At 59.5% G+C, this 5,279-nt stretch carries 5 protein-coding genes; 2 read left to right on the top strand and 3 right to left on the bottom strand.

Features of this window, described 5'->3' with window-relative positions:
- A partial coding sequence (locus tag C9413_RS27120; RefSeq protein ID WP_170251154.1) for a DUF763 domain-containing protein occupies nt 1-929 on the bottom strand: 929 nt, incomplete at its 3' end.
- 115 nt (nt 930-1,044) lie between these two features.
- Entirely contained in the window at nt 1,045-2,085 is a 1,041-nt protein-coding gene (locus C9413_RS27115; protein ID WP_022713293.1) for a glutamine synthetase beta-grasp domain-containing protein, read from the bottom strand.
- 409 nt (nt 2,086-2,494) lie between these two features.
- On the opposite strand from C9413_RS27115, the gene C9413_RS27110 reads away from it, so the two are divergent.
- Together C9413_RS27110 and C9413_RS27105 are read left to right on the top strand one after the other, a co-directional pair.
- Complete coding sequence (locus tag C9413_RS27110) at nt 2,495-2,686, top strand: DUF2735 domain-containing protein (protein ID WP_039846570.1); 192 nt, start codon at nt 2,495-2,497, stop codon at nt 2,684-2,686.
- A gap of 54 nt (nt 2,687-2,740) precedes the next feature.
- Complete coding sequence (locus C9413_RS27105; RefSeq protein ID WP_039843552.1) at nt 2,741-3,712, top strand: DUF72 domain-containing protein; 972 nt, start codon at nt 2,741-2,743, stop codon at nt 3,710-3,712.
- Between the two features lie 6 nt (nt 3,713-3,718).
- Here the strand turns inward: C9413_RS27105 and pncB are convergent, their stop codons facing one another.
- Nucleotides 3,719-5,023, bottom strand: coding sequence for a nicotinate phosphoribosyltransferase (gene pncB, locus C9413_RS27100; protein ID WP_039843551.1), 1,305 nt, complete (start codon nt 5,021-5,023; stop codon nt 3,719-3,721).
- Nucleotides 5,024-5,279: the final 256 nt, after the last annotated feature.

Below are 5,279 nucleotides of genomic sequence, written 5' to 3'. Positions count from 1 at the left end.
CCCACTTCGGCCACCATCGCCGGCGCCTGTACCGTTCGCGCGCCGACGCCGGGCACGAGCAGAAGCTGCTCAAAATCTTCCGGTCCGCGGTCAGCGGCGGCTGCAAGATTGCCATGCAGGCGCTTCATGTTGACGTCCTTTTCGCGGACGTCGTGATGGGCGGGCAAGATGAGATGCGGCAAAAGCGGCTGGTCGGGCTGCGGTGCGGGCTTTGCGATATCGCGTGCCAAAGCTGCCGCTTCGCGCAAAATACCGTCCGGACCGAGCGTTGTTAGAAGATCAAGCTGCCCGGTACGCGAACGCTCGGCACGCCTGTCGGCCAGATTGATGATATTGCCCTGCCTGCGGCCCTCGATTGCCGTATGCGGCGAATTGACGAAGCTCTCGAGACCTTCCGAGAGCCAGTGATAGCGCCGGGCCTGACGCTTGTCGCCATTCATGCCTTGCTGCACCACGACCCATTTGCCGTCATCCGTGACGATGAAGCCATGGAGATAGAGATCAAAGCCATCCTGAACGGCGGCGCTATCGACTTTTGCCACAAGCCTGCTCGCAGTCGCGAGCGCCCCGCCGTCGAAACCAACTCGATCACCGATCGCAACGAGTTCGCCCGGCGTCTTGCGCGAATGCGATCCGCGGCCACCGCAGACATGAAGGCCAAGTTCGCTTGAAAGCGGAGTTAGCCCGCGCTTGAGAGCGCCAAGCACGCTGGTGGTTATGCCTGATGAATGCCAATCCATGCCCATCACGGCACCGAAAGACTGGAACCAAAAGGGATGCGCGAGGCGCCGGAGCAGTTCATCCCGGCCATAATGGTGCACGACTGCTTCGGTGATCACTGCGCCGAGCTTCGTCATCCGCTCGCCGAGCCACTTCGGAACTCTGCCGCCATGCAATGGAAGATCAGCGCTGCCTGCTCGTTGTGCCATGCTGCGACTATAGCGCGGCCGACGGCGTGAAGGAATGTTTTCCTTGGAGACCATTCGGCGAATAAAAAACGCCGGTTGCGAGGCAACCGGCGCCCTTGGGAGGAAAGCCTAAGGCTTAGGCAGCAGCCGAAGCGAAGCCGGAGGTCGGGACTTCCGAAATCGTCTTCAGGACCTGCGAAGCGATCTGGTAAGGGCAGCCCTGCGAGTTCGGGCGGCGATCTTCCAGATAGCCCTTGTAGTCGTTCTTGACGAAGGAGTGCGGAACGCGGATCGACGCGCCGCGGTCGGCGACGCCATAGCTGAACTTGTTCCACGGGGCCGTCTCGTGCTTGCCGGTCAGGCGCAGGTGGTTGTCCGGACCGTAAACATCGATGTGAGCCTGCAGGTTCTTGTCAAACTGCGCCATGAGCGCTTCGAAGTAGGCCTTGCCGCCGACTTCGCGCATAAACTTGGTCGAGAAGTTGCAATGCATGCCCGAGCCGTTCCAGTCCGTGTCGCCGAGCGGCTTGCAGTGGAACTCGATGTCGATGCCGTACTTCTCGCAGAGGCGGAGAAGCAGGTAGCGAGCCATCCAGATCTGGTCGGCGGCGCGCTTGGAGCCCTTGCCGAAGATCTGGAATTCCCACTGGCCCTTGGCCACTTCGGCATTGATGCCTTCGTGGTTGATGCCAGCAGCCAAGCAGAGGTCGAGATGCTCTTCAACGATTTCGCGAGCAACGCTGCCGACGTTCTTGTAGCCGACACCGGTGTAGTACGGACCCTGCGGAGCCGGATAACCCTGCTCCGGGAAGCCGAGGGGACGGCCATTCTCGTAGAAGAAGTATTCCTGCTCGAAGCCGAACCAGGCGTCTTCATCATCGAGGATGGTTGCGCGGCTGTTCGACGGATGCGGCGTGACGCCATCGGGCATCATGACTTCGCACATGACGAGAGCGCCGTTGGTACGGGCCGGGTCCGGGTAGACGGCAACAGGCTTCAGCACGCAATCGGAGCTGCGGCCTTCGGCCTGCATCGTGGAGGAACCATCAAAGCCCCAGAGCGGAAGCTGCTCAAGAGCAGGAAATGCGTCAAATTCCTTAATCTGCGTTTTGCCGCGCAGGTTCGGCGTCGGTGTGTAACCGTCGAGCCAGATGTACTCGAGCTTATACTTTGTCATTGGCCAGTCTCTCAAACGTAAGGGTGTGAGCAAATTCCGAAGCGACCGCTAAGCGCGTGCTTGATCACCACCGGATGCCTAATACCAAGCACGTGGCGTGCCAGTTTCGAGTAGACATACGGGACTGCCATGAGACGCGCGGCGGGAATCAACCTCCAGACAATCGTCAACTTTCAACGAAAGCGAGGGTTTAGGACCATGGAACACATCCGCACGCAGGACGTTTTTTTGATCTACACATAACGCCTCAAAAAGATGCAGGCATTACGGGGCATTTCATTCGTTTTATCAAATGCTTATGAATCCCACAGTTATTGGCGTTTTTTTAGGCGATTTGCGCAAATCATGTGCACTCTGTTACTATAAGTGCCCGGGCAACCGGTGTGCGAAGAGAATGGAAGGCAATTCGATGCCAGCAAATGTCCATCGCGAAACCGCGAAGATCTATCAGTTCCCAGTAAAATTCCGCAGGTCGGACGAACGCTTTGGGGCCCGCCAGCCGCTCGACATCGATCCCGATGTCTGCGACGCCGCCTTCGATACCTGGTACCACGAAGACGCCATTCGCGAAGCCGAAGAAAAGCGAAAACCGCAAGCCTGAATATCCGACCGACCCGGCGGGGGAACAAGCGGCCGCGCGGTCAGTTTGTCTTTCATGGCAAGGAACGGCACCATCCGTATCGGCATATCCGGCTGGACCTATGCGCCGTGGCGCGGGGTATTTTACCCTGGAGGCCTGCCGCAGAAGCACGAATTGCATTTTGCCGCGCGCAGTTTTGCCTCCATTGAAATCAACGGCACGTTTTACGGATTGCAAAAGCCTGACGCCTTTGCGCGTTGGCGGGAGGCGACACCGGACGGCTTTGTCTTCGCCGTTAAAGGTTCACGCTACATCACGCATTTGAAGCGGCTTCGCGACGTCGAGACGCCGCTTGCCAATTTCATGGCGTCCGGCCTCCTGCGGCTGGGGCCAAAGCTCGGCCCCATTCTTTGGCAGTTTCCGCCGACCATGAAATTCGACGCAGAACTTTTCGCGCGATTTCTGGCAATGCTGCCGAAAGATACGGATGACGCGGCAAAGCTTGCAAAGCGCCATGATGACCGGCTGAACGGCCGTGACTGGCTGGAAAGCGATGTGCAGCAGCCGCTTCGTCACGCGCTGGAAATTCGCCACGACAGTTTTTGCGCCAAGGAATTCATCGAACTGCTGCGAAAACATCACGTGGGGCTCGTCTGCGCCGACACGGTCGAGTGGCCGCGCCTGATGGATGTCACTGCCGACTTCGTCTATTGCCGTCTTCATGGATCCGAGGAGCTTTATGTCAGCGGATACGACGATGCGGCGCTCGATGCATGGGCCAAACGTATCGCGGCATGGGCGCGCGGACACGAGCCGGAAGATGCCCATCGCGTACTGCCGCCGCTCAAGACGTCAGCCAAAGGCCGTGACGTCTTCGTCTATTTCGACAACGACGTGAAGGTTCGCGCGCCGACAGATGCACGCTCGCTTGCCCAAAGGCTTGGCGTTGCCACGCCATTCGAGGAGGCGGCCATGTCAGCAAAACCACGCAGAAAAGGCCGGCGGAGCGAAAAGGAGGAGGCGAGGCCGCACTGGCCCTCCCCGTAACCTTCGTCAGACGAGAACCGTCTGCTCAGTGCGGTCCTCCGCGCCGAAGAATTTGAGGTAACGCTCGACCTCTTTCGGGTCTCCGGTTGCCTTATGAGGATTGTCGGAGAGCTTGACCGCGGGGCGGCCGTTTGCCTCGCTGACCTTGCAGACGATCGAGATTGGGTTGAGGCCGGAAATTTCAGTCGGGGCGCAGCCCGCAAAATCGTTGGTCAGGTTGGTGCCCCAGCCGAAGCTCATGCGAACACGGCCCTCGAAATGCTTGTAGGTGTCGATGATCGCGTCAACATCGAGTCCATCCGAGAAAATCAGCAGCTTCTGGCGCGGATCGCGGCCCATTTTCTTCCACCACTCGATGATCTTCTCGCCGCCCTCGATCGGCGGGGCACTGTCCGGACGGAAGCCGGTCCAATCAGCGACCCACTCGGGCGCGTCACGCAGGAAGGCTGCGGTACCGAAGGCATCCGGCAGGACGATCAAGAGGTTGCCGCCGTAAAGCCTGTTCCAGTCCCGCAGGATCTTGTAGGGCGCGTTGCGCAACTCCTCGTCGGTGTCTGCAAGTGCGGCGGCCACCATCGGCAGCTCGTGGGCGTTCGTTCCTACCGCTTCCAAATCGGAATCCATAGCGAGCAATACATTGCTTGTGCCAGTGAAAGCGGGGCCAATACCTTCCTTCAGCGCCTCAACGCACCAGCGTTGCCACAGAAAGCTGTGGCGGCGGCGTGTGCCGAAATCGGAGATACGCAGGCCAGGCAATTCGCGCAGCCGCTCTACCTTTGCCCACATCTTGGCTTTGGCACGCGCATAAAGCACATCGAGCGTGAAGGGTCCGAGCGCCTTCATCGCCGAGCGCGAGCGCATCTCGTTGATAATCGCAAGCGCCGGGATTTCCCACATCGTCGTCTCTTTCCACGAGCCATGGAAATCGAGCACGTACTGGCCGTCCTTCTTCGACAGCTCGTATTCCGGCAGCTGGAAATGAGAAAGCCAGGCGAGGAACTCCGGCTCGAAAATCTGCGCACGGCCATAAAAACTGTTACCGGCGAGCCAGATCATCTCCTTCTTGGAGAGCCGCAGCGTGCGGGCATGATCGAGCTGAGCGCGCAGTTCCCCCTCGTCGATCTCCTCGGCGAGACGGACGCGCTTGGTGCGGTTGATGAGCGTGAATGTGGTGCTGACATCCGGATAAAGCTTCCAGATCATTTGCAGCATCAAAAGCTTGTAGAAGTCCGTATCGATGAGGCTACGGACGATGGGATCAAGCTTCCAGGCGTGATTGTAAACGCGCCGTGCAATATCTGTCTTGGCCATGCTCCATCCCGTCCCAATCCAGTCGGGTGCCGCAAAAGGCCAGCACACGACGACCGGCTCGTGCGCCTTCTTATCGAAAAATCAGCAGGTAATGTCCAGCGCAAATAAAAGCCCCGCCGCAGCCAGGCGGCAGGGCCTCTTTCGATGATCGCCCTGGACTCAAGCCTATTGCGCCGGCTGAGACGGGCGTGGTGGTGCAGGCGCGCCGGGCTCGGCGTCTGCGGCCCGCCGGGGGGGGGTGGGGGGTGCCGGGGGG

Origin of the sequence: Rhizobium sp. SEMIA 4085 (assembly GCF_013004495.1) — a bacterium.
Classification (GTDB): domain Bacteria; phylum Pseudomonadota; class Alphaproteobacteria; order Rhizobiales; family Rhizobiaceae; genus Rhizobium; species Rhizobium gallicum.
This window is presented reverse-complemented; position numbering and strand designations above follow the sequence as displayed.